General features: G+C 43.6%; 24 protein-coding genes and 1 pseudogene. 17 read left to right on the top strand and 8 right to left on the bottom strand.

Annotated features, from left to right (window positions below; translation table 11 throughout):
- Positions 1 to 8 precede the first annotated feature (8 nt).
- The 3 genes from EFE42_RS00385 to EFE42_RS00375 all read left to right on the top strand — a co-directional run bounded on the left by EFE42_RS00385 (position 9) and on the right by EFE42_RS00375 (position 3,883).
- Positions 9 to 1,289, top strand: a complete 1,281-nt coding sequence (locus EFE42_RS00385) for a TIGR04279 domain-containing protein (protein WP_123135372.1) — start codon at positions 9 to 11, stop codon at positions 1,287 to 1,289.
- Between the two features lie 58 nt (positions 1,290 to 1,347).
- Positions 1,348 to 2,055: a hypothetical protein gene (locus EFE42_RS00380; RefSeq protein ID WP_123135371.1), complete on the top strand. Its 708-nt coding sequence runs from the start codon at positions 1,348 to 1,350 to the stop codon at positions 2,053 to 2,055.
- Positions 2,056 to 2,158: 103 nt separating this feature from the next.
- On the top strand, positions 2,159 to 3,883 hold the full coding sequence (locus EFE42_RS00375) for an SdrD B-like domain-containing protein (RefSeq protein WP_123135601.1): 1,725 nt from the start codon (positions 2,159 to 2,161) through the stop codon (positions 3,881 to 3,883).
- 38 nt (positions 3,884 to 3,921) lie between these two features.
- Here the strand turns inward: EFE42_RS00375 and EFE42_RS00370 are convergent, their stop codons facing one another.
- Both EFE42_RS00370 and EFE42_RS00365 read right to left on the bottom strand, forming a co-directional pair.
- Positions 3,922 to 4,866 (bottom strand): CAP domain-containing protein, encoded by a 945-nt coding sequence (locus tag EFE42_RS00370; RefSeq protein WP_123135370.1) that lies wholly within the window; start codon positions 4,864 to 4,866, stop codon positions 3,922 to 3,924.
- Between the two features lie 176 nt (positions 4,867 to 5,042).
- Entirely contained in the window at positions 5,043 to 5,408 is a 366-nt protein-coding gene (locus EFE42_RS00365; protein ID WP_123135369.1) for a PAS domain-containing protein, read from the bottom strand.
- Positions 5,409 to 5,811: 403 nt separating this feature from the next.
- Here EFE42_RS00365 and EFE42_RS10415 point away from each other — a divergent pair, with 403 nt between their 5' ends.
- The 6 genes and pseudogenes from EFE42_RS10415 (at position 5,812) to EFE42_RS00340 (ending at position 10,151) form a co-directional block, all read left to right on the top strand.
- Entirely contained in the window at positions 5,812 to 5,955 is a 144-nt protein-coding gene (locus tag EFE42_RS10415; RefSeq protein WP_158599145.1) for a hypothetical protein, read from the top strand.
- 137 nt (positions 5,956 to 6,092) lie between these two features.
- Complete coding sequence (locus tag EFE42_RS00360; RefSeq protein WP_123135368.1) at positions 6,093 to 7,265, top strand: Xaa-Pro peptidase family protein; 1,173 nt, start codon at positions 6,093 to 6,095, stop codon at positions 7,263 to 7,265.
- 33 nt (positions 7,266 to 7,298) lie between these two features.
- Positions 7,299 to 8,189: a type II methionyl aminopeptidase gene (gene map, locus EFE42_RS00355; protein ID WP_123135367.1), complete on the top strand. Its 891-nt coding sequence runs from the start codon at positions 7,299 to 7,301 to the stop codon at positions 8,187 to 8,189.
- Between the two features lie 10 nt (positions 8,190 to 8,199).
- Positions 8,200 to 8,802 (top strand): hypothetical protein, encoded by a 603-nt coding sequence (locus EFE42_RS00350; RefSeq protein ID WP_123135366.1) that lies wholly within the window; start codon positions 8,200 to 8,202, stop codon positions 8,800 to 8,802.
- Positions 8,803 to 8,824: 22 nt separating this feature from the next.
- Positions 8,825 to 9,112, top strand: a complete 288-nt coding sequence (locus EFE42_RS00345) for a YunC family protein (protein WP_123135365.1) — start codon at positions 8,825 to 8,827, stop codon at positions 9,110 to 9,112.
- 1 nt (position 9,113) lies between these two features.
- Positions 9,114 to 10,151: pseudogene (locus EFE42_RS00340) on the top strand (methyltransferase domain-containing protein).
- Here the strand turns inward: EFE42_RS00340 and EFE42_RS00335 are convergent.
- Genes EFE42_RS00335 through EFE42_RS00325 form a run of 3 tightly spaced genes read right to left on the bottom strand, consistent with a single transcriptional unit; the run spans position 10,145 to position 12,272 of the window.
- Positions 10,145 to 10,705, bottom strand: a complete 561-nt coding sequence (locus EFE42_RS00335; protein ID WP_123135364.1) for a M48 family metallopeptidase — start codon at positions 10,703 to 10,705, stop codon at positions 10,145 to 10,147. The pseudogene EFE42_RS00340 and the gene EFE42_RS00335 sit on opposite strands and share 7 nt — an antisense overlap.
- Positions 10,702 to 11,523, bottom strand: a complete 822-nt coding sequence (truA, locus tag EFE42_RS00330) for a tRNA pseudouridine(38-40) synthase TruA (RefSeq protein ID WP_123135363.1) — start codon at positions 11,521 to 11,523, stop codon at positions 10,702 to 10,704. Before truA ends, EFE42_RS00335 begins: the two co-directional genes overlap by 4 nt.
- A gap of 20 nt (positions 11,524 to 11,543) precedes the next feature.
- Positions 11,544 to 12,272 (bottom strand): transcriptional regulator, encoded by a 729-nt coding sequence (locus EFE42_RS00325; protein ID WP_123135362.1) that lies wholly within the window; start codon positions 12,270 to 12,272, stop codon positions 11,544 to 11,546.
- 118 nt (positions 12,273 to 12,390) lie between these two features.
- On the opposite strand from EFE42_RS00325, the gene EFE42_RS00320 reads away from it, so the two are divergent.
- Complete coding sequence (locus tag EFE42_RS00320) at positions 12,391 to 13,458, top strand: formate--phosphoribosylaminoimidazolecarboxamide ligase (RefSeq protein WP_123135361.1); 1,068 nt, start codon at positions 12,391 to 12,393, stop codon at positions 13,456 to 13,458.
- A gap of 300 nt (positions 13,459 to 13,758) precedes the next feature.
- Here EFE42_RS00320 and EFE42_RS00315 read toward each other — a convergent pair whose 3' ends face one another.
- The 3 genes from EFE42_RS00315 to EFE42_RS00305 form a co-directional block, all read right to left on the bottom strand.
- Positions 13,759 to 14,145 (bottom strand): hypothetical protein, encoded by a 387-nt coding sequence (locus tag EFE42_RS00315; RefSeq protein ID WP_123135360.1) that lies wholly within the window; start codon positions 14,143 to 14,145, stop codon positions 13,759 to 13,761.
- A gap of 136 nt (positions 14,146 to 14,281) precedes the next feature.
- Entirely contained in the window at positions 14,282 to 15,601 is a 1,320-nt protein-coding gene (gene dnaG, locus EFE42_RS00310; protein WP_123135359.1) for a DNA primase DnaG, read from the bottom strand.
- A 583-nt stretch (positions 15,602 to 16,184) separates the two neighbouring features.
- Positions 16,185 to 16,808: an RNA 2'-phosphotransferase gene (locus EFE42_RS00305; protein ID WP_123135600.1), complete on the bottom strand. Its 624-nt coding sequence runs from the start codon at positions 16,806 to 16,808 to the stop codon at positions 16,185 to 16,187.
- Between the two features lie 130 nt (positions 16,809 to 16,938).
- On the opposite strand from EFE42_RS00305, the gene EFE42_RS00300 reads away from it, so the two are divergent.
- The 7 genes from EFE42_RS00300 (at position 16,939) to EFE42_RS00270 (ending at position 23,718) form a co-directional block, all read left to right on the top strand.
- Complete coding sequence (locus EFE42_RS00300; RefSeq protein ID WP_123135358.1) at positions 16,939 to 18,063, top strand: OB-fold nucleic acid binding domain-containing protein; 1,125 nt, start codon at positions 16,939 to 16,941, stop codon at positions 18,061 to 18,063.
- Positions 18,064 to 18,401: 338 nt separating this feature from the next.
- Positions 18,402 to 19,004: a cyclic nucleotide-binding/CBS domain-containing protein gene (locus EFE42_RS00295; protein ID WP_123135357.1), complete on the top strand. Its 603-nt coding sequence runs from the start codon at positions 18,402 to 18,404 to the stop codon at positions 19,002 to 19,004.
- Positions 19,005 to 19,064: 60 nt separating this feature from the next.
- The gene (locus tag EFE42_RS00290) at positions 19,065 to 19,817 is read left to right on the top strand and encodes an HPP family protein (protein WP_123135356.1); all 753 of its coding nucleotides are present in this window, start codon (positions 19,065 to 19,067) and stop codon (positions 19,815 to 19,817) included.
- Positions 19,818 to 19,863: 46 nt separating this feature from the next.
- Entirely contained in the window at positions 19,864 to 20,874 is a 1,011-nt protein-coding gene (locus tag EFE42_RS00285; RefSeq protein ID WP_233564665.1) for a CBS domain-containing protein, read from the top strand.
- A 23-nt stretch (positions 20,875 to 20,897) separates the two neighbouring features.
- Entirely contained in the window at positions 20,898 to 21,737 is an 840-nt protein-coding gene (locus EFE42_RS00280; protein ID WP_123135355.1) for a CBS domain-containing protein, read from the top strand.
- 28 nt (positions 21,738 to 21,765) lie between these two features.
- Entirely contained in the window at positions 21,766 to 22,542 is a 777-nt protein-coding gene (locus EFE42_RS00275) for a CBS domain-containing protein (RefSeq protein ID WP_199724055.1), read from the top strand.
- A 9-nt stretch (positions 22,543 to 22,551) separates the two neighbouring features.
- Entirely contained in the window at positions 22,552 to 23,718 is a 1,167-nt protein-coding gene (locus EFE42_RS00270; protein ID WP_123135353.1) for an RNA ligase, read from the top strand.
- Positions 23,719 to 23,781 lie beyond the last annotated feature (63 nt).

The following is a 23,781-nucleotide window of genomic DNA, read 5'->3' as shown; positions in this document are numbered from 1 at the left end:
GAAGGGGCATGAGATCAAAGGGGCTTAAAGCATTCTGTTATACATTCATAGTTACCTTGTTGCTAATTGGACTGGGAAGTATTGCTGTTGCGGATTCCTATGAAGGGAATATTACAATTAACGATGCAAGCATAGGATTTGCCAATCATACAAGTTCTGACACCGAGGGAAACTGGATAGCTGTTAAGGGTGGAGAAGAATTCCGGTTACCGCATCCAATATCTTTTACCTATCAGGGAATAAATGCAACGGATTTCAATTATGGCAGTACACCCATAAATATAACCATGGATGCAGATGACGATTATGCTGTCACCTATCCCTTTGCAAATCATTCAATGTTCACCGATATACCCGGGCAGAACGATGTAGAGCTTGAGTTTTATGGTTCAGATATGTTTGCCAATGATGATGTTGAACTCTACATCATCAATGTAAACCGGGGAGTTATCAGCGACATTAATCAAAACCTGAAAGATGCAGATCTTGCAAGTATACATGATCTGACTGAAAATGCATACAAAAAATACCCGAACGAACAACTTGATGGAAATGGGGATCTTGAAATTACATGTAATGATCTGCAAGCCGGGGATTACATGGCCCTTATGCTGCTCAATACCAGCCAAATGCAGGAATACGATGCTTTCATCCTTTCTGCCACAGGATTTGAAGTACTGGAATATGATTCAGTAATAACTGCATCCCCGGCTGTTAATTTGGATAAGAATATAAATGTGGATGTCAGCCTGCTGAATGCTGCAAATGATACCAGTTACACCTATGGTGCGGTACTTGTAAAGGATAGTGTGTACAAAGCCGATATTGAAATGCAGTGTAATGGTTCAAGGGACAGCACTAATCTGACAGTGAATGAGATCCCTCTGATCCAGGGATGTAATCTTCTGGGAATTGACTCTTCTAATATTGATCGCAATGATGCCCAGAATAAGATAATAGAAATGATAGGGCCTGATAACGGGACTATTATAATGAAAACTGTAGAGGCAGACCAAACCAGTCTCAGTATAACCACAACCGACCTGCCAGAAGATAAATACGTCCTGCTTACAGGAGTATACAAATCCGGGGAAGGTCTTGTTGCATTCGGCCAGCAGGATGTCTTCATTGCCCCGTACAATCCCTATGATATCAATGAGAATTACACTATTGAAATGGAAGAACTTAGTGTATGTATAGACGACTTCTTTGTGGGGGATCTGTCGATTGTCGAAATTTCAGAATTTGTAACCTACTACCTATCAGGGGTTGAATACTATCGCATCTAACGGTAAATCACACGGAAGCGGTGCTAGAGTTTTTATAACAATACTATACGCATTGCTTATGATTGCTGTGGCAATACCTCTCTCCAGTGCTGCTGTCACAGAACTATCCGTATATCCCGATTATCCGGTTGTGGGAGAGGACATAAAAATAAATGGTACTGCTCAACCGGATGAATCGATCGATATAACCGTTTCTTTTAATCAAACTGTCAATGTATCTGATGGCACTTACAAGTACAGGATAGATGATGTTGAAATTCCCGATGGATCCAATACTTTTCAGGTGAAAGGCGAGAACGTTAAAGACCTGAATGTCCGGGTAAAGATACTTTTCTGGATTACCAGGAGCGCAGACGCTGAATCCGGTGTGGCAACAGTATCCCAATCAAACGTACCTTCGGGAAATTATGATATTATAATTGATGGACAGGCAGAGAATGGAGAATCAACTGTCAACCTCACCATTGATGCATCCAGCTCGATAAAGGCAGATACACAGGGTTACTTTGAAGAGACTTATGCCACTAATTCGATACCACCGGGGATATTTGAATTAAGCGCTGGCGAAATTAATGAGATAATTACCCTATATGAGGAACCGGTCGTAATCCCGCCTGAATACAATGAATATGATGCAAACCAGAACTACATAATCGAGATAGGAGAACTTTCTGCAGGGATAGATGACTTTTTTACCGGCCATCTTTCCATCAATAAACTCTCACAGTTGATAGACTATTTCCTGTCAGGGGACAAATATTACTAAAACTGGTTTTGAAGAAAATAATTGATTCTATACTTTCTTTCTTACCATTCGTACATGTAATCCTTTATACTGCCAGCAAGAAATATACTATAGAGGTGGCGGTATGAAGTTTAAAATAAAACTAATTATATTAGTTGCAATCCTTTTTGCAATAATTTCAATAGCAACTGCAGAAAATACAGAAGCAGAAGAATGTTGTCCAGTAGAGATCCCTTCAGCGATAATCACGGTCGAAGCAAACCCTGTGCCTGGTAGTAATGGGAATTATTTTGATTTACAACTGAGTGATGTTCCTGCAGGTTACGATATAAGTAATGGGACATGGACTGGCTGGTGTGCCGACAGTCGTGTGTTCATTACACCTGAAATATTGTATGATACTAATATCTATTGCAGTGAGAATTCCTCAATGCCTGACTACACGAATGACGATGAGCAGTGGGATAAGGTCAATTATGTAATTAACAGATACCGTGATGGAGCCTATGATTCTCAATTCAGTTCAACTACCAACAATTGGAAAGAAGTCCAGGCTGCAATCTGGAATCTTACAGATACAAATCCAAATTACCAAGGATATTTTACAACGGCATCTCAATATATTATCAATGATGCACATGCAAACGGGACTGAATTTTGTCCGGGTGACAATGAAATTGCTATTGTAGTGATTGATCCTTATGGCAGCGACCCAGATGATCATAAACAATTGCTTTTCATTGAAGTAGATGCCATGGTGGATATCGAGAAGTACACCAACGGAGAAGATGCTGACAACAAAACTGGTCCACTGGTACTTAATGGAAACAATGTTGAATGGACCTACAATGTGACTAATACCGGTTATTACAATTTGACAGATGTCAATGTGACCGATGACAAACTTGGACACATCGGAACCATCCCATTGTTACAGCCTGGTGAATCTCAGGAATTCACAGCAAATGGAATTGCTGGCCTGGGACAGTATGCAAACAATGCAACTGTAGTAGGTACACCTCCATCAGGGCCCAATGTCAGTGATTCAGATCCGAGTCATTATTTTGGAGTTAATCCAACAATCGGGGATTTCCTGTGGAATGATACTGCAAATAACAATGGAATTCAGGAAGCTGGCGAACCAGGAATTGCAGGAGTGAATGTCTATCTATATAACTTCAGTGATGACTCACTCCTGGAAACTACAGTAACAAACGCAAGTGGATACTATAACTTCAGTGTTGCAGCCGGAGAGTATTATATAGAATTCGATTTGCTGCCCGGCCACATTTTCAGTCCAGAAAACCAGGGTACTGACAATGAATACGATAGTGACGTTGATCCTGCTATGGGAAGGACCGGGAAAATAGACGTTCAAACAACCGATTTCAATATGACTTTCGATGCAGGAATGTTTGAAGTGATTCCTGGTATTGATATTGAAAAATCTACCAATGGAGAGGATGCAGATGAAGCACCTGGTCCATACATCAGATTGAACTATGAAGTTGTATGGGACTTCAATGTGACCAATACCGGTAATGTCAATCTGACCGATATTGAAGTGACCGATGATGAACTTGGATCGATTGGAACGATTCCATTGTTACAGCCTGGGCAATCCTATGTATTGACCAGAAATTCAACTGCAAGTTTGGGCCAATATGAGAATACTGCTACGGCTGTAGGTGTGCCACCAATTGGTCCCAATGTAACTGATTCGGACATGAGTCATTACTTTGGACACGATTCGCAACCCAATTTTGACGTGCCAACGGCAAATCCCCTGTTAATCATAGGAATGCTGGGGCTTGCTGGTGCAATGGGTTTGAGAAGGAAAGAAAAATGAGAATGGATTAATCAGATCCATTCTTTCTTTTTAAGAGATCAGCAATATCCATCAGAACCAAGGTACCAGTAATCAATTATTTGAGAAATGTTCCCAACATCTAATTTCCCGGCATAATAGTCATCGATCGCTTTTGACACTTCAGTGGTATCTATCACACAATCCTGGTTGAAGTCGTAAGCATGATAGGAGGAATCAGTTTCTTCCACTACTACAGTCCAGGACCACTCCCTGTAATCTGTAGAAACTCCATCATCGGCTATTACCTTAACCTCATAGGTACCAGGCGAAGATTTTGATGTAGTATAGGAGCAAGTCTGTTCGTTGTTGATCTCTTGTACCTCAACCCCATCCATCAGCCAACGTATATTGCATGGTCGATTTGCAGTTACAATAAATTCCTGCATACTTCCAGAATCTGAAGAAAAATCATCCTGTGGACTGCAACTTTCTATGGAAAGGGGCTCTTTTTCATCTGCTGCAGCAGAGTCGCTCCACCCAAAATCCTGTGTAAACATTGCTGTATTGGAATAGGTAACTCCATTATAGGTATAATCACCTACCCAGATCCCAATACCAATCTCATTATAATCTGGATTTAGGATATTAGTCCTGTGCCCCGGAGAATCCATTAGGTTTTCATGTGCTTTCTGTACATCAAAGGGAACGGTCATCGCGATATTTTCGGCTGTTGTGCTCGATTGATAATTAAAATCCTGCAGACGCTGCCAGTAAGATGTGCCATCATAGGAATCATGAGCAAAATAATTATTTTCAATCATCTCCCTGCTATGTGCACTGCTCGCCTCATTTAACAGAGAATTGAATTGTAAAGGAGATACCCCCTGTTCGACACGTTCTTCATTGATCAAATCCAGCATTTGTTTTTCTTCAGCAGAATACAGATTCTCAGCACCCGCCGGAAATATAAAAAATGTAATTGCCAGCAATAATATTAACACAAATTTTAACTTTTCCACCATATAATCTCCTTGAAATGTCTACTACCAATCTAAAAAAACCTATTATTTGTATCCTACTTAATTATATAAAAATGACGAATACATTTGTCATTAATTCAAAATACAGACCATAAAAAGATGATGAATCCAAATCTAACTGATACAAAAGAAAAGACAATTGATTTTCAAACAGTAAATTAGTATTCAAGGATTTGCTGAAGGGATTGGGAAGCTTTGTCCAGATAATCAGGATGAATTAGCTTTCCCATTGGATATCCTATGATTTCCTCTCTTTTGTATCCCAGGATATTATGGACCTGATTGTTGCAGTCAACAATTATACCATCCGCATCGACAGAGGTGACAAGGTTTGCAGCAGTTTCAAAGATGGAACTGTCGTCCTCTTTGGCTTTTAAAGCCTGTTCGTAGGAGTTGTTGATTTCATTGATCTGGGGTATTACATAAAATAGAAACAAAAGGCCAGTTACAAGAACAAAGAACCATCCTTTATAGGTTTGCAGCAGGCTATATAGCCTTATATCAGAACAGCATTTACATCTCATTTGATCTGTGATGATTTTTTCATCTGATTTTTAGATGATTATTGCAACTTATAAAGTTGCTGGCTTTATAGTAAATTCACTAATCAAAAAGAAAATATTATGAGCAGGATTATCCCGCTCACTTTTACACTTTAGTTTCTTTTCCGCATTATGAGTGTTGTAACAACCATAAAAATGGTTAAACCAGAAATAACGAGGGGATTTTCATCTGGGCACCTTACTTTTCTAATTTGATACAATCTGGAAACCCAACATTGCATAAAGGGTCAATTACACATTTGTTGCTTCTGCAATTATCCTTACCCAAACCCCTAACATGTATAGCCCAATTGCGGCAGTATAAATATCTCCCTGTCAATCTACTCTCCGGGATTAAAACCTCAAGAATTGGGGAGAGAAATAAATGATAGAGAAAGTCGTACTGTACAAACAAGGGAAAAATATTGACCCGGCAATTGTCTTTTCAGCCATTTTGGACAATAAAGGGAAAGTGCGTCGCAACAGGATGTATCGGCTCTATTCGGGCCACGGCTACAATCGGGGGTGAGTGAAAAATCTAAAATGGCCCTTCTACAACCTCCTTCCTGTGTTTTGGATTGTTAAAGCTCTGTTTCAAGGGCTTTTTCTTTTTCTTTTTCTTTTTCCGCTGATACCCTTATGTAGCATCAGTACAAATTTCAGTACATGAAGCAGACAAACAATTTTCCGGACGTTACTGCAGCCCTTGCAAAAAACCGATGTGAAGCCTACCTCATTGTTGCCGATTCTTCCAATGCCGATCTTTATTTTGCCACGAAATTCCTTGCAGGCGACCCTTTCTGTTACATCCAGACCCGCAATTCCAGGGAAATGATGCTCATATCGGATATGGAAAAGGGCAGGGCCCAGAAGGAAAGCAGGATCGAGGAGATCGTGCCTTTGAGTTTCTGTGATTACAAAAAACGCATCAAAGAAACAGCCGACCCGGGCAGGGCCTACGGGGAATGTATCGGCCAATTACTGCAAAAGGAAGGTGTGCGGCATGTAGCAGTACCCCGGGATTTTCCCATTTATACTGCCCAGGTGCTCAAGGAAATGGGTTTTACCGTCAATCCGATCCAGAGTCCCTTACGAAAATTGCGTGAGGTCAAGGAAAAGGGGGAGGTCAATCTTATCAGGCAGGTCCAGCAGGCCAACGAAGAGGCAATGCAGGCAGCCATTGAAACCATCCGGACCGCTGAGATCGATGACAATAAACTCTTCCTTGAAGGTCAACCCCTGACAGCATCCAGGGTACGCAGGATTATTGAACACTCCCTGCTTGATCATGATTGTCGGGCCCATGGAACCATTGTGGCCTGTGGCAAGGGTGCAGCCGATCCGCACTGGCATGGTGAGGGACAGCTGCTGGCAAACGAACCCATTGTGATCGACATCTTCCCGCAGCATAAATTGCATCACTACTGCGGCGACATGACCCGTACCGTTACCAGGGGAGAAGCTACAGAACAATTACAGCAGATGTACGATGCAGTGCTTGCAACCCAGGAAAAGGCTATGGGAATGCTCAAACCCGGTGTCGCAGCAAATGATGTGCATCAGGCGGTCTGTGATGTGTTCGAAGAAAGGGGATATTCCACAGATGCTGAAAAAGGTGAGGGTTACATCCATTCCACAGGGCATGGTGTCGGACTGGAAGTGCATGAAGCACCCTCGATCGGTTTAAGGGAAATACCCCTGCAGCCGGGCAATATCATTACAATCGAGCCGGGGCTATACTACCCACAGATCGGCGGGATACGGCTGGAAGACCTGGTCCTGATTACAGAGAACGGTTACGAGAACCTGAACACTTTTAAAAAGGAATTTGTAGTATAACATTAATCTCCAGAATCATAACAGGTGATGAGCATGCAGGATAAAGTTCAGGAAATTGAGGAGATTCTCGATAAATATCTAACCGCCGGTAAGATTCTGTCACAGGTACGGGGAGAAGCCGCGGATAAAATTAAGGTAGGAGCAAAGCTGCTGGATGTAGCCGAGTTTGTGGAACAGCGTACAATGGAGCTTGGAGGCAAGCCCGCTTTCCCCTGCAATCTTTCACGTAATGACGAAGCCGCCCATGCAACTCCGATGGCAGGGGATACGGAAGTCTTTGGCAAGGATATAGTCAAACTGGATATGGGAGTACATGTAGATGGCTATATTGCCGATGCCGCCCTGACCGTTGACCTTTCAGGAAATAAGGATATGGCAGATGCTTCCAGAGAGGCACTGTATGCAGCCATAGATACTGTCAAAAACGGTGTGAATACTGCAGATATTGGAGCGGTTATCGAGGATACAATCCGTGACAAGGGATTCAAACCGGTTGCAAATCTCACGGGTCACGGTCTTGCACGTTATCAGGCACATACCCCGCCAAGTATTCCCAATCGCCATATCGGACAGGGGATGGAGCTTCAGGCAGGCGATATCATAGCCATCGAGCCCTTTGCGACAGATGGTGCGGGTAAGATCTCAGATGGCAGTTTCACGGAAATCTACCAGTTCATACAGAAAAAGCCCATACGTATGCCTGCCGCCCGCAAGCTGCTCAAGGAAGTGAAAGAGTACAGCACCCTCCCCTTTGCCAAAAGATGGCTGACCTCTCCCAAAATAGACCTTGCCCTGATGCAGCTTGAAAAGGCTGAAATCATCACTTCCTTCCCAGTACTGAAAGAGGTGGGTGGAGGAATGGTATCCCAGGCCGAGCATACTCTGATTGTAACCGAAGACGGATGCGAGATAACTACTCGTTGAGGTGTCTGTTTTGCGTAAACTTGTGGTTGCAATACTTATCCTGCTGATGCTACTTATCCTGATCATGCCCGCATCCGGCCAGATGACCTGGAACAATCACATAATACTCAAAAACAACAGCATGGAATGGAATTACAACGAAAGTTACACAAATTCATCCGCCATTCTTTACAGAGATTATATCGATTCACAGCTGGGAGACGACAGCGGGCTTGTCAACGCCTGGGAAATATTGAAAATGGATGTCAAAGTGCGCAGTTACCTCAAAGGAGAACTGGAAGAGGAGATGGATGTACAGATCAATGGTTCCTCTGAAAATATCCAGGTGACAGATATCGCAGCACAGCTGGATTTTGAAACTCTGGGTGACATCAACAAGACAGACAGGATAGAAAACAGTTACAGTGTCGACTATATTTTTGATGCACCAGTTCTCAATTCCGGCACGAACTTTACCTTCAGGGGACAGAATCACTCAGAAGTGGTGATCGAACTTGCCGATACAGTGGAGATAAATTCTACAGCAGGAATGGAGAACGTTACTGTTTCAGAAGGAGAAAATACTACTTTTGTGAGGGGCAATATCGGGAATACATCATATTTTTCTCTTTAGCTTGAATAACCGGGTGAGCAAAATGATAATAGAACAGATCAAACTGGAAAATGGTACAGCACAGGGTCTCAAATGGGAATTTGAAAACGCTTCCCTGCTCCTGATCAAAGCCGAAAAGGGTTATGTGATGTGTGGTTATCTCAATATGGAAACCGCAGACAAGCTGGGAGATGTGGCTGCTGTGGTAAGCGGAGTGGACAATTTTGAGGATGTACTGCAGGCTTCTCTGAAATCTGTGAGCAAAAAAGCCCTTGATATCGCAGTTGAGGAAGGGATGACCGGCAGACAGGCTCTTGAAAAGATGTTCTAATATGCGTTACGCTTTTGAACTTTCCGGAGACCATGAAGAAATCGCTGCAGACGAGGCTGTGGCCTGTCTGGCTACTGAAGGTCTCAAACCGGTATACACGCAACATTATGATCACTGTCTTGTGGTGGAACTTGAAGAGCCGGATGCCGAAATTAGGTTGGAAAAAATCGCCGGAAAACTGGCCATGTGCCATCATATCCTGCGAGTGGCTTTCATCTGTAAGAATGAACCCGAAACCATTATTTCCAGTGCAGAAAACTGTGACATCAAACCCCATCTTTCTGCGGGCCAGACCTTTGTAGTACGTGCCCGGAAGGTCAATCACCATACTGCCGTGGAAGGCTCTTATCTGGAACAGAGGGTAGGCGGAGCTGTTTTCAGGAAGGGTTACAGGGCCAATCTCAACCAACCCGATGTTACCCTGCGGCTCATACTGACCGAAAAATGCGTGTGTGGCTCTGTCATTGCATCCATAGACCGCAAGGCCTTCCATGCACGTGCACCCCACAAGAAACCCTTTTTCTATCCAGGGGTACTCATGCCCATTACAGCCCGGGCGCTGGTAAACCTTGCAGGGGTAAACAAGGATACCGGACTGCTGGATCCGTTCTGCGGTACTGCCGGCATACTCGTGGAAGCGGCCATGCTGGGCTCAAAGGTAATCGGTCTGGAAGCACGCAATGAAATCATACAGGGAGCAAAATTGAATCTGGAATATTTCGGCGGCGATTATAACCTGTTGTAGGGAGATGCATGTAAATTACCCCTCAAAGACAGCTGTATTGATTCAGTGATCACCGATCCTCCTTATGGCAGGTCTGCCATGATCAAGGCAGAATCCATCCGGCATTTATACGAAGAATCCTTCGCAGAAATGTACAGGGTTCTCAAACCCGGCAGTAAAACAGTAATTGTGTCAGAGATGGAGATTAACAGGATCGCACTGGATGCGGGATTTACCATAGTGAAACAGTACAGCCAGAGAATACACAGAAGCCTGACCCGCAATATCACAATTTTGCAAAAAAATAATCAGTAAAATGTCTTTTTAATTAGATGCCAGTATGCTGCAAGTTCCAGGTCATATTCCTTTCGTTGAGGATATCTGGCTTCTACCAGGTTCCAGAATCTCTTATTGTGCTTAAACTCGATAAGGTGCAAAAGTTCATGATACACAATATATTCTATCAGACTATCCGGCAGATACATCATGTGCCGGTTGAAAACAAGTTTCTTGTTACTGCTGCAGCTGGCCCATTTCCTCTTCATTTTCCTGAAAGTTAAATCCCTGACCTCTACTTCCAGTTCCTGTTGCAGCCTTTGTACAATACTTTCGATTAAACTGTAAAAGTGAGGCTCAGCACGCTTTTTCTCCAGCCTTTTTTCCCCGACTAGAGCAATAACCCGCTGCAAATACAGATGTTTGTTATAAATCCAGTCTGTATTTTTCCCGACAAAGGCTGCAGCATTACCATATCCTTTGGGAACTATTACCCGCAACATTCCGTCCTTAAACTCCAACCTTGCGTATTTGACGGGACGGTGAACTATCTCATAATCTATTACAGCATCCCTGATATGTAACTGCATCATTGAGCCTTTGGTTCTTTAGGCAAAAACTGGTCCATTACCTCGGCTAACACTTGGTGATAAACAAGATATTCCTCTATTCTTTCACGGGAGCGACGCATGGAGTAACCGTCATCAACCCACTGGACCGAATCGCCATAATTCACATCTGTCAGGATAAGTCCGTAGGGTTTTGCAGGTTTAATACCCTCTTCATAGGAAGCAGGGTCCAGCATGTTTTCCAGCCATTCCAGATCCCTCGCACCACTGCCCACAAGCAACAGGACAGTTACAACCTTGCGAATCATTTTCCACAGGAAACTATTGGCCGTGATGTCGATTCGGAGCAGGTTTCCGGCAAGTCTCACATCGATCTTCTCTATTCTGCGAATGGTACTGCGCCCGTTATCCCTGAAACAAAAATTAGCAAAATCATGACTGCCTTCAAGGATGCTGCAAGCGGCTCTTATTTTTGAAATATCGGCATCCATTGCAGGTGTTATGTAGCGATAGGTACGATTTCGGGCATATCTTCTGGGATGAAAATCACTGTCAACTTCAGCACGGGACCATGCCCATATATCCCCCGGTAATTTGGAATTGATCACCCTGGGAATAGCCAGCTTGGGTTTATCGGTATCAAAAGCCACCACCTGTCCCATGGCATGCACCCCGGTATCCGTACGCCCGGCACTTACAAACCTGGCAGAGGAAGGATCCTCGATAATCTCAAGGGACTGCAGGGCTTCAAAAAGTTTCCCTTCCACCGTGGATACTCCGGGCTGTACCTGAGAACCACGATATGAAGAGCCAATATAAGCGATTTTGAGAGCAACTCTCATACAGGATCACTTGTGCCCAATTACACCTTTTTCCTATTATAAATTTCCCACAACGCAAGTACCGCTATTATAAACAGGCATCCGAAGAAAAACCATACGCCTATGTGGGATAGGAAATCCGCAGACACCAGACTACTGGTATCTCCTGCACCTGCAAGGGATTCTGCCGCCATATTACTACCTGCATCTGCAGATTCACCGGCTACCCTGGCAGCTTCTGTGGTTGCATTTGCGGGAGCCTTGGCAGCAAAAAGGGCCGTGTCATTGCTGGTATTGCCAGCCGGCATCTCAGACATCATCGCAGGGGCAACCGGTGGCATGGTCTGACCCAGAGGTTCAAAATCCCTGAGATATTCAATACCCAGTGCTGCAAAAAGAGCCGCTCCTGCCATTGCCACATATTTGCGCAGCATGCCGAGGATACTGGAGCGATCGGTTTTACTGCTACCCGGAACCACCACGATCATTTTTTGCACGGGTTCATATATCTTGATCTCCCTGCCCTTGCGACTCCATTTGGTCTCCTTTACCTGTATGAGTTCGCTCTCCAGCAAGCCATCCAGATTGTACTTGATAGTGGTAAGGGGCATATCAAGCTCTTCGGCTATCGAAGTTGCAGACATGGGCTGTCTTGCGAGTAATTCCAGGATCTTCAGGGATTTCTCATTGGAAAGGGTCTGGGTGATTTTACGTGAATCTTCATTTAAAGGTAAAACCAATACTTTTTCCGTATTGTCATCGTTTTCCATACAAAGGAGTATCAATCAATAAACTAATAAATTTAGTGTAATGTGCGGAACGTTTTGTAGTAATCCTTAGATTTAAATATTACTTCCGACAATGTGATGTAACTTTTAAGGCGATATCATGATCACGAAAAAGCAAATTTCCGACATCCTGAAAGACTACAATACCGATGACCTGGCGATTGCAACGGTATGTTCTCATTCCAGCCTCCAGATATTCCATGGAGCCAGGAAAGAGGGGCTAAAAACAATCGGAATTTGCATAGGTGAACCTCCGCGCTTTTATAATGCCTATCCCTTAGCCAAACCCGATGAGTTCATTTCCGTTGACAGTTACAAGAATATCCCCGATATCGCCCCCCTTTTAAGACAGAAAAACGCCGTAATAATACCACATGGCTCCTTTGTGGAATACATGGGTGCCGAGAAATTCCTTAATCTTGAAGTGCCCAGCTTTGGTAACCGTGCTGTACTCAATTGGGAATCAGACCGCACAAAAGAGCGGGAATGGCTGGAGGGAGCAGGAATCCACATGCCCCGACTTGTAGAACCCGAGGACATCCACGGTCCTGTAATGGTTAAATATCACGGTGCCAAGGGAGGACGGGGTTTCTTCATTGCCAAGAACTATGAGGAATTTTTGGAAAATATCGATGAAAGTGAGAAGTACACCATCCAGGAGTTCATTGTAGGCACACGCTATTATCTGCACTTCTTCTATTCACCCCTCAAGCAAGAAGGATACAACCTCAGTAACGGAACACTTGAACTGCTGAGCATGGACAGGCGTGTCGAATCCAATGCCGATGAAATTTTCCGCCTGGGTTCTCCCAAAGAGCTTGAGGAAGCAAACGTGCAGCCTACCTATGTTGTTACCGGCAATATCCCCCTGGTAGCCAGAGAATCCCTGATGCCCAAGATATTTTCCCTCGGGGAACAGGTTGTAGAAGAATCCCTCGAACTGTTTGGCGGCATGATCGGATCCTTCTGCCTGGAAACGGTTTTTACAGACCAGCTTGAGATCAAGGTCTTCGAGATTTCAGCCAGGATAGTAGCAGGAACCAATATATACACCAATGGTTCGCCATATTCCGATTTCATAGAAGAAGGATTATCCACGGGCAAACGTATTTCCCAGGAAGTCAAACTTGCAGCAGAACAGGAAAAGCTGGAAGTAATCCTTTCCTGAAAAACCCAGGAAGACAATAATTCAGTCTTTCTTTTTTTGTTTTTTATTACTTATGTACCAATAGCCATGCTAAGCTTTGAAAAAGACGACCAAAAAGGAGGGGGTTGTTGAGGAATACTCGATGATGGGGGGATGAGTTTTGGAGGATCAGTACTGCAATACTCAATTGGGGAGTTTGGGGGTATTTTCGCAGTATTCCTCAACTATTCCTCACAAATAATCTATAATATATATAGTTTCTTATTTTTCATTATGTTTTTAAATGTCCAAAGTACTCCATATTAAAACTAGGGTTGACTTTCAATTATTGAGGATTGACGAATCATTTACAAAACCCATATTTTTCTCAACTCTCTGCAGGGTTGTTTCATTTGTGACATTAAGAGTGGCTGCATTATCCTCCAGAAAGGTACCCAGACCGCAGGATTGGTTGAGAATTTGACTGTACCTCTCAGTCACAGGTTGCAGGCCTGGAGATGGACTGAAAGATTGCATTGTTTCTTTGGATTCCCTGCAGTGAGTAGTAAGATTGCCAGCAGCTCTTTCCAGTGCTACCAAGTCCCGGACTTCAAGAGCCTGTTTGATATCGGCATAATCGGAATGAATGACATCGAGTGAACCTTTCATCCATTTCAGGTACTCAACATCTTCCTTGCTTTGAGCCACGGTTTCATTAGCATCATTCACCGTGTCCCCTATGTCAGAACACCCTGAACTAAACAGTACTAAAATTAATAACAAAAAAAGCAGGCTTCTCCTCTGCACGATCTTTCCTCATGCAAAGGAGAGGTGTGAAATACTGATATAATTTACGGGATATACATCATGCAGACGTGTAAACCTTTACGTTTGCAGGACTTTTGGTGATATTACCTTTTTTAACACCGATCAGGGTATCGATTCCTTTGTTGGATGCTATATCCAGTATACGCTGGGTAACAACACCGTCAAATACCACACTTTTCACATTCTCTTCTGAATTCTTCAACGTATTCACAAGGTCACGTACAGGTGTTTCATTGACAACCTTATCATCCTGGTCTAGCAGGCGTGCTCCAAGAGTACCTGCAAGAGATTCCGAATGAGGACTTAAACGTTTCAGAACGGGATGTTGCGAGGATGTAGGTTTTGACCTGGAAGGTTTTGGCTTTTCTTTTTTAATGGGTGGCTCAGCAATCTTTTTAATTTTGGCAGCGGGATTTCTGGCACGATCTGGTTTGACCCTTTTTTCACGTTTTGGAACCCTCGCAATACGGCCACCCTTTTTAGGACCTGAAGAGCTGGGTGTTTTGGCTTTTTCAGCAGGTTGATCGATAGAATAGGCTTCCATTGCCTGTTCTACCGGTACTTTCTGGCGAAGGGCACGTATGATTTGCCGCTGTACAAGATCCTCAACACTTTTACCATCAGGAGCACGTGCCACATAATCGATATCTGCTACCTGCAGCAGTTCCTTGATAATAAGCTTGCCTCCCCTGTCACCATCGGTAAATGCAGTTACGGTCTTTTTCCGTGTAAGTTCTGCAACCTCAGGAGGCACATTGGTACCACCCACACAGATTGCATTCTTAATACCATAACGCAGCAGGTTCAGTACATCGGCACGTCCTTCTACCACTACAATGGCATCGGAATCGAGTACATTGGGACCGCAGGGTATGTTCTTTTTCTTGCCAAAGAACTGCATCTCCTCAACGCGTACGGATTGACGTACTTCGTCAGCGATTTCCTGGGATTCAGGCAGGTTGGCATCAAACATACCTGTGAGAATGAACTTGGCCCTTTCAACTATGTGTTTGCGTTTGGTCGCACGCACATCCTCTATATTGCTAACTTCGATATTCGCAGAACAGGGACCTACCCTGTCAATGGTTTCCAGGGATGCTGCAAGGATTGATGTCTCTATCCTGTCCAGACTGGAAGGAATGTGTATGTTACCTTTGGTCTTTCCACCCTTGGTGCTTACAACGACTTCGATCCTACCGATCCTGCCGGTCTTCTGGAGATCACGCAGATCAAGATCAGACCCCAGCAAACCTTCAGTCTGTCCGAAGATAGCTCCTACAATATCAGGGCGCTCTATCACCCCGTCAGCATTGATTTTTGAATGAATGATATACTTTGTTGTATCAGTACTTTGCATTGTTGATTCACTCCTTATTCTTAGAGAATGCAGTAAAATAGCGATCAGAACAAAGTAAAACAGAATCAATATTTCCAGAAGTCACCACATCAAGCCCGGATAATGCCGGCTCTATGTTTTTGTCCCCCACGGACAAATGTTGTACCAACAGTCCGAATAGACACATAAGACTGCGAACTAACTTGTTTAAGTTCAATTTTGCTTGTGTGATTGGATCTTATATAAATTATCCAATGTTATATAACCGACCCTATCGGAAATATATGCTTCTATGAGTGATGAAATCTGATAATGCTTCCGTTTTATTGATCATTGGCCACCCATATTGGCAACCAATCGTAATGATCCTAATTTATCTGCATTGGCTGATTATTCATTAGATCATAACACCTAATGAAATTTGATAATCTTAATAATGATCATACATTTATAATGATCAATTCTAGTTGGATTTTGTCCTTTAAGAACTTTATGGTACTTACCAAAGAACAAAAAAGCAGACTTAAAGAAAAGTGTATATACATCTCCAGTAGAAATACGGGGGTCTGCTGCTAATTCTGTTTTTTTAGATCGTCAGAAAAACTTATTCATCTGCAACTTCTATGTACTCAGGTAAAACTTCTTTGCTGAGTGCTATCTCGTCGTTGGCACAGAGGAACTCATATCCATCTTTTGCAGCACTGGCTGCATCTATCTTAAGTATAACCGGATTATCGGTATGCACCGAAGCCGCCTGTCTTGCTCGCTGGCTGGTATTACTCAGATGAATATAGGTCTGCCTGTAAGGTTTGATGCCGTTTTCCAGAAGCATATCAACCTCTTCCTGACTGACACCATAATAGAGTACATCAGAATCATACAGGGGATAATCAAGATCCACATCTATAGAATGGCCATAGCGAGCACGTATGAAAGAGTCATCAATTTCATATCTCTGTTTGGGATCAGATTCCACAAGGGACACCAGACGCAGCTTCCCTGCCCACTTGTACCGTTTTTTCATTGCCTCACAAAAAGCATCAAGCTCGATCCACCCCTGGGCATCCATATCAAGCCCTACATCATCCGGAAAATGCCTGAGGACACCGGAAACGAAACGCCCCAGTCTCATCTCATGCTCATCATCGAGCATAAATTTACCTCTATCCCCGCATTGGGGGCATTCCTCACCACGGAAATAGCCGTGTTCTTCACACTTTCGGATCATGATATCAGGAAAAGGATGGAACTTATGGTTAATTATATTATCGGAATGACAGGTTTCGTTAGGTTTATCACATCCGCCCTGCAATGAAGACTAAACCAATCATTGTTTATAAAAAATTACAGGTGTGCTGATGGACGATATTGATACAGTATATGAAAAACTGGAAGGCATAATTTCCAGGGAAGAATTTGAAGCAAAGGTAGAGGAGAAAATAGAGGAAATGCATAACCTCTGTGATGTCCAGACAGCCGCCCTGCTGGTAGCACATAACCTCGGTGCTACGGATGCGGGCGTTGAAATGATTAAGATTGCGGATATAAATGAGGCATCCTCAAATGTGAATTTCACAGGAAAGGCCGTCTCTGTTTTTGAGCCAAAGGAATTCAGCCGTGACGACGGCACCACAGGCAGGGTTGGAAATATTATAGTGGCAGACGAAACAGGTTCGATCAGGGTAACCCTCTGGGACGATCTTGCAGACCTTTTAAAGACCGGTGATATCAGTGCCGGTAAGAGTTACAATATCAGTGGTTATGCCAAAGAAGGTTATTCAGGAATTGAAGTCAATATCGGCAGGGGAGGCGGCATTTCTGAAAGTGAGGAAAATGTCGAGGCAAATATCAACCTCTCAGGTATCTCGGACATAAAGGATGGGGATTCTGATGTAAATGTCGTTGGAATGGTCCTGGATGTATCAAATGTGCGTACATTCCAGAAACGCGATGGTTCTGAAGGACGGGTACGCAACATAACAATAGGCGACGAAACCGGCAAGATCCGGATTACCCTGTGGGATGGGCGTACCGAACTTGCAGATAAACTGGAAACCGGGGATAGTGTGGAAATAATCAATGGTTATGCCCGGCTTAACAACTACAGCCAGGAAGTAGAGATACAGGTAGGAAACCACAGCAGTCTGCGCAAAACCGACAGGGAAGTGGAGTTCGAAGAAGATTATACCCCGATTGCCGACATAATCCCCGGCCAGCCCTACTCAGTCAAAGGAGCAGTGTCCGGTATGGGAGACCTCAAGGAATTTACCCGCAGCAATGGCAGTGAAGGGAAGGTTTCCAATATATATGTCTCCGATGAAACGGGCAGGATCAGGATTGCTCTCTGGGATGAAAGGGCCGAACTTGTGGACAAAGTCGATATAGATACACCGATCAAGATCATCGATGCTTTTGCTAAATCCGGTTTCAATGAGGAAGTGGAGCTCAATGCCGGAGGACGAAGTAAAGTAATGGTTGACTGAAAAAGTGAGTTTTGTCTTCAATTTTGCTACAGACATAGCTGTATCGATAAAGTTTAAGTAATCGCTTGACAAAATACATTTACCCCCTTTGTGTTTTTATGGTCAAAATCACATTGGGGGCCTCTTGTTATAAAAATGATAATGTATTAGTGGAAGTTAGAGGAAAGGGTTTCTACAGAGCCCATTTCCCTATAAATAATATTTGGTATCAATAACCTTCAGGCATGCTTATTTTCATGTTCAACACTTCACCATATTCTATATGAAGTTCTTTTGAATGCAAAATGAACATCTATATAAGGCATAAACAGAAATATTCTATATAGGAGTGTGATGCAATGGTCGTGCAGGAGCATAACAGCGAAGACTCGTCTTATGGGGGAATCGAGAGTCAAATACCTGTGGGGGATCTTATGTCCCACAATGTTGTGAGCTTAGATGCTACCTGCAACATTTTTGAGGTTGCCAGGGATATGATGGCTAAAGGTACCGGCAGCGTCATAATAAGCAGGGAAAATAAACCTATTGGCATAATCACAGAGCGTGATATTGTTGGCAAGGTGGTACAACAGGACCAAACACCCAGCTCTGTCCCGGCAACAGAGATCATGTCATCTCCGATTATAATGGTAGAGGGTTCTACTACCGTTATAGACGCATCCAGGCTGATGGTAAAATCGAATATACGTAGACTTGCAGTCAATAAGGGGGACGATATTGTTGGTATTATTACAGATAGGGACATCCTTACAATTTCTCCGGGTCTTAATACTATTTTAGAGAACCTCATTGAAATGAACCGGGAAACAGGGATTCCTGAAGAGAGCTATCTGGAAAGAGGAATATGCCAGCGTTGTGGTTCATATGTAGATGAACTCACAAACATAAACGGGCTGGCCCTTTGTGAAGACTGCAAGGAAGAAGAAGGATACTACGACTAAAAAACCATCAAACCAACGCCGCAAATCAAGGGGGATTTTTGCACGCAGATAAATGAAACTATGTCAGGGGATGCAGTATATCTGCACGAAAGTGACACTGTGACCCATGCTCGCCAGTTGATGAGAGATCATTTTCTAAGAGGAATTCCTGTTGTGAACGACAACGGGAAGGTTTCGGGAATGATCACTGATCAGGATATATTGAAAGTGACATCCACAAAATCAAATGTCACTGTTGCCGGTTTTGTGAACCCGGTCCCACAGATAACACCTGAGACTGATATTCAAAGGGCCGCTTCCTTGCTACTGGAAGCAAAACTTGAAAGATGTCCTGTGGTTAAAAGTTCGATTGAACAAAACCTGGCAGGAATTGTAAGCAATACCGATCTTCTTGGCAAAATGGTGAATCAGGATTTATCAAAATCTGTCAGGGAGATAATGACCTGTCCGGTCACCACATGCACACCGACAGATAACATCGGGGAAATATGGTCTGCTATGCTTGAAAATAATTATACAGGCCTGCCGGTGGTCTCAAAGAAAGATAAACTGATGGGTATGGTTACCAGGAGAGACCTGATAAAATCGGGATTTGCACGTATCGGTGTCAGGGAAAAAGACGGCGGTATACACAACCAGCCAGTTGAGAAAGTAATGTCAACACCTGCCTACAGCATCAAGCAGGATACATCGGTAAAAGAATGTACAGAAAAAGTCCTGCATTATGATATCGGCAGATTAACAGTGGTTGTTGAAGACAAACCCGTAGGCATCGTAGACAGAAGCGACCTACTCAGGGCCTATACCGAATAAGTAGGCTTTGTAGAGATGATATAACACAATATACCGGGTGGTATAGGTGAATTCAAAGGATAAAACACGTATTCAAAAAGAGGATAAAATGAGTTCCAGACAAAAAAATACCGGTAATCCAGGAGGAACAGATATCAGCAAGGATCCAAAGGCCTACAGCATGGAGAGTACAATGGACAGGGGAAATATCAACTTCAAGGCTCATATAGCCCAGCATGAGGGAAGTATGCTGGCCGTTGCAACAAAAGATGTAATTTCCTCAAATCCCACTACTCCCATAATAGATATCATTAAAAAAATGAGCAAGATGCATTTCAAGCATATGCCTATTGTCAATGCAGGGACATCAAAACTTGAAGGTATAATCACTTCAGTGGATATAATGGACCTATTGGGTGGAGGAGAAAGAAGCCTTTTTGTGGAGAAAAAATTCAAGGGGAACCTGCTTTCAGCTATAAATGCACAGGTGCGCTACATAATGGAGCATAATGTCCACAGTTTGAGGAACGATGCACACATTGAAAAGGCCTTTGAGTTGATGATAGACAAACATATTGGATGCATCCCCGTAGTGGATAATGATGGTCATCTGGAAGCAATATGCACAGAAAGGGATTTCCTTACTTTTATAAAAGGAGTGCTGACCGGGAAAAAGGTCGAAAAATGGCAGACCAGAAATGTCAAAACCGCAGATGCAGCAATTTCCATATGGGATGTTGCCAGGACAATGGTAGAAAATGAGTTCAAAAGAGTACCCATTGTCAGGGACAATATACTTGTCGGAGTTGTCACATCATCCGACATCCTCAGTTATCTGGGAACCGGGGAAGCTTTTGAAAAACTCACCACAGGTAACATCCATGAGGCTTTTGACAGCCCGATTAACTCTCTCTTGCATAATGACCTTATCTGGACAATACCGGATGCAGACCTCGGGGAAGCAGCGGAAATTATGCTTGAAAAAGGAATCGGATGCCTTCCTGTAATAAAAGATGGTAATCTAGAGGGAATCCTGACAGAAAGGGATATCCTGCTTGCACTGGCAGACAAACAATAAAATTTCTTACGGAGGATAGGAAAATGAATGTATCGGATATAATGAGTTCTCCGGTCTATGTGATCGGAACAGAGGAACCTGTATCACACGCAAGGAACCTGATGTTTCGTCACAAGATCAGTACTTTGATAGTTGTTGAAGAAGAGGAAATAAAGGGAATTGTCACAAAAAGCGATATTAGCAGCCGCCTTGCACAGGCAGAACCAATGTGGAGAAGGCGTCCCATTGACAAGATCCCGGCAAAAATGGTGATGACTGCTGAACCAATTATCACTATTTATCCCGATGCATCCGTATCCCAGGCCATCAACCTGATGCTGGAAAATCAGATCAACAACCTGCCGGTGTTCAAGAACAAACTTCAGGGAATCGTAACAATAGGGGACATAGTCCGTTATGTAGCGGGTAATACTACAACAACTAAAATTTCCGAAGTGCTTACCGATGACGCTGTGGAGGTGCACCGCCATCACACAATCAACCATGTAATAGATGAAATGGAAAAGCACAGGGTCAGTAAAGTAATAGTGATAAACGATGTCGGGGACACCGTCGGTATGATATCCACCAGGGATATTGCTCTTAGTGTCATGGAGGATAATGAAGGTAAAATGCAGTCAAAGAATATCAAAATGGCACGTAAACCCACTCCTGGAGGTGAAAAAACATACAGGTATGTAAAAGATGTACCTCTGGTAGCAGAGGATATAATGGTCCAACTTGACGGGGTTGTAAATATCGAAGATAAACTCTCAGATGCGGCCAAAGTAATGGTAGAAAACAATCGTACAGGCCTTCCTGTAGAAAAGGAAGGAAAGATAGTAGGAATCCTGAGCAGAATCGATATAATAAGGGCTGCTTAAGCAGGTAAATTCCCAGGAGATGTTTATTATGCAGGTAAAGGACATAATGGTACAACCAATAAGCGTAGATAAAGCAGACACTATTTCTCATGCACTGGACATAATGGAAAAGAACGATACAAGAAGACTGCTGGTTACTCACAGTGATCAGCTTGTAGGTGTCCTGACCATGAGAAACCTTACCAAAGAACTGGGAACCCGCAAGAAGGGGGCCAAACCTGCCTCTTCCCTTCATGTGGCCACTGCTGTATCGGACAATTTCGTGAAAGTTCTGCCAGATACCGATCTTGATGATGCCATTACTCTGATGAAAAAGAAAGGCGGGGTTCTGATAGTCACCGATAACGAGGATATAATGGGCTGGGTTACTCCCCAGGAAATCCTTCAAAACCTGTATTTCGATGGTTTTGCCGGTGAAATGATGATAAAGGAACCTGTAGTCGTCAATCCGGCCGACAGGGTAAGTCATGTAAGGCACATAATACTCGAGAACAATATGGGCAGGTTCCCTGTAATGGATAGCGGTGAACTGCTGGGTATAATTACCGAACAGGATATTGCCAAAGCGATGAAAGCCTTCCGGGAACTTGTATCCGGAAACCAGCAGGATTCCAGGATCAAGAATCTGATTGTCGAGGATATAATGCAAATGGGTGCCAAGACCGCCTACACCAACACACCGGTTGTCGAGGTGGTTGATATGATGCTCAAGAACAATATAGGCGGAGTACCGGTACTCAATCTGGAGGAGGATTTCGCGGGCTTTATCACCCGGCGTACCCTTGTTGATACGCTGGTAAAATGAAGGCAAAGGATGAAAGGTTCGCAGAAACCAGAACTTGATATGGAAAAGACAGCCCGTTTTTTAGGGCTGTCAGTCTCCAGGCTGGAAAGGCTGCTTGAAAAAAGGCTCCTATCAAGAAACTGGGGAAAGTATACGAATTTGTTCAGGTTTGAAACTTCCGTCTCAGGTATAGAAAGGGGAAGTGTGCTCCTGCAAAAGCGCGATGGGAAACTGGATTTAATCTTGGGTTTCCCGAAAATACAACGTGCGATGCTGCTTGGACCTTCCATAAATAACCACTTTTCAGAAATTGATAAACTCATAGTCGAAGAAAAGATGAACGGCTATAATGTCCGTGTAATTGAAAACGCAGGGAAACTTATCGCTTTCACCCGCAGCGGGCATATCTGTCCCTATTCCACAGAAAAGGTCAATTGTCTTTTAGACACCTCCTTTTTCAGACAGTATCCTGACCTGGTAGTGCACGGGGAGATGGCAGGACCCGAGAATCCTTATGTCTCCAAAAATGTCTATGATACACAGACACTGGATTTTTTTGTTTTCGATATACGCCATAAAAAGACTGGACAGCCCCTGCAGGTCAGACAAAGAAGAGAATTGGCCGCCTCATTTGGTTTTAAGCAGGTTCCTTTCCTGGGAGAGTTTGCAAGAAAAGAGGCTGCTGAAAAGATCATGCAAATTATAAAAAAACTGGGAGATGTGGGACATGAAGGGGTTGTCATCAAGGATCTGGATATGGATGTGTCACCTATCAAATATACATGTTCTGAGAGTAATTGCGCCGATCTTGAACATGCTTTCAAGTTCTACAACGAGGTGGGACGGGATTACCTGTATTCCAGGGTAGTCAGGGAAGGTTTCCAGACCGTGGAATGGAATGAGGACGAAGAGGCAATGGATCAACGATCTTTAAGGCTTGGCAGAAGCATTATCTCTCCTATGGCCGATTCTGTCCGAAGGGTTGGCAACGGTGAAAAACTCTATGATGAGGTTACCCTGCGGTTTCAGAATCCGCAAACCCTGCAGGAATTTGAGGAATATTTCCGCCGGCTTGGCATAGATGCTATTTTTGACCAGGTGGGGTATTCAGGGGGAGAACTTATGGTTAACCTGCAAAAACTCAACCAGAGTACCACCGACAAGACCGAAGCAATGTGGCAAGGCAACCTCTGGTGAATTACCCAGGAGGTATAACCATTGGTCAACTACCCCTCCCTAACGGAAGGAGTCTCCTGTTTC

The sequence above is a fragment of the Methanohalophilus sp. RSK genome (assembly GCF_003722075.1).
Taxonomy (GTDB): Archaea; Halobacteriota; Methanosarcinia; order Methanosarcinales; family Methanosarcinaceae; genus Methanohalophilus.
This window is presented reverse-complemented; position numbering and strand designations above follow the sequence as displayed.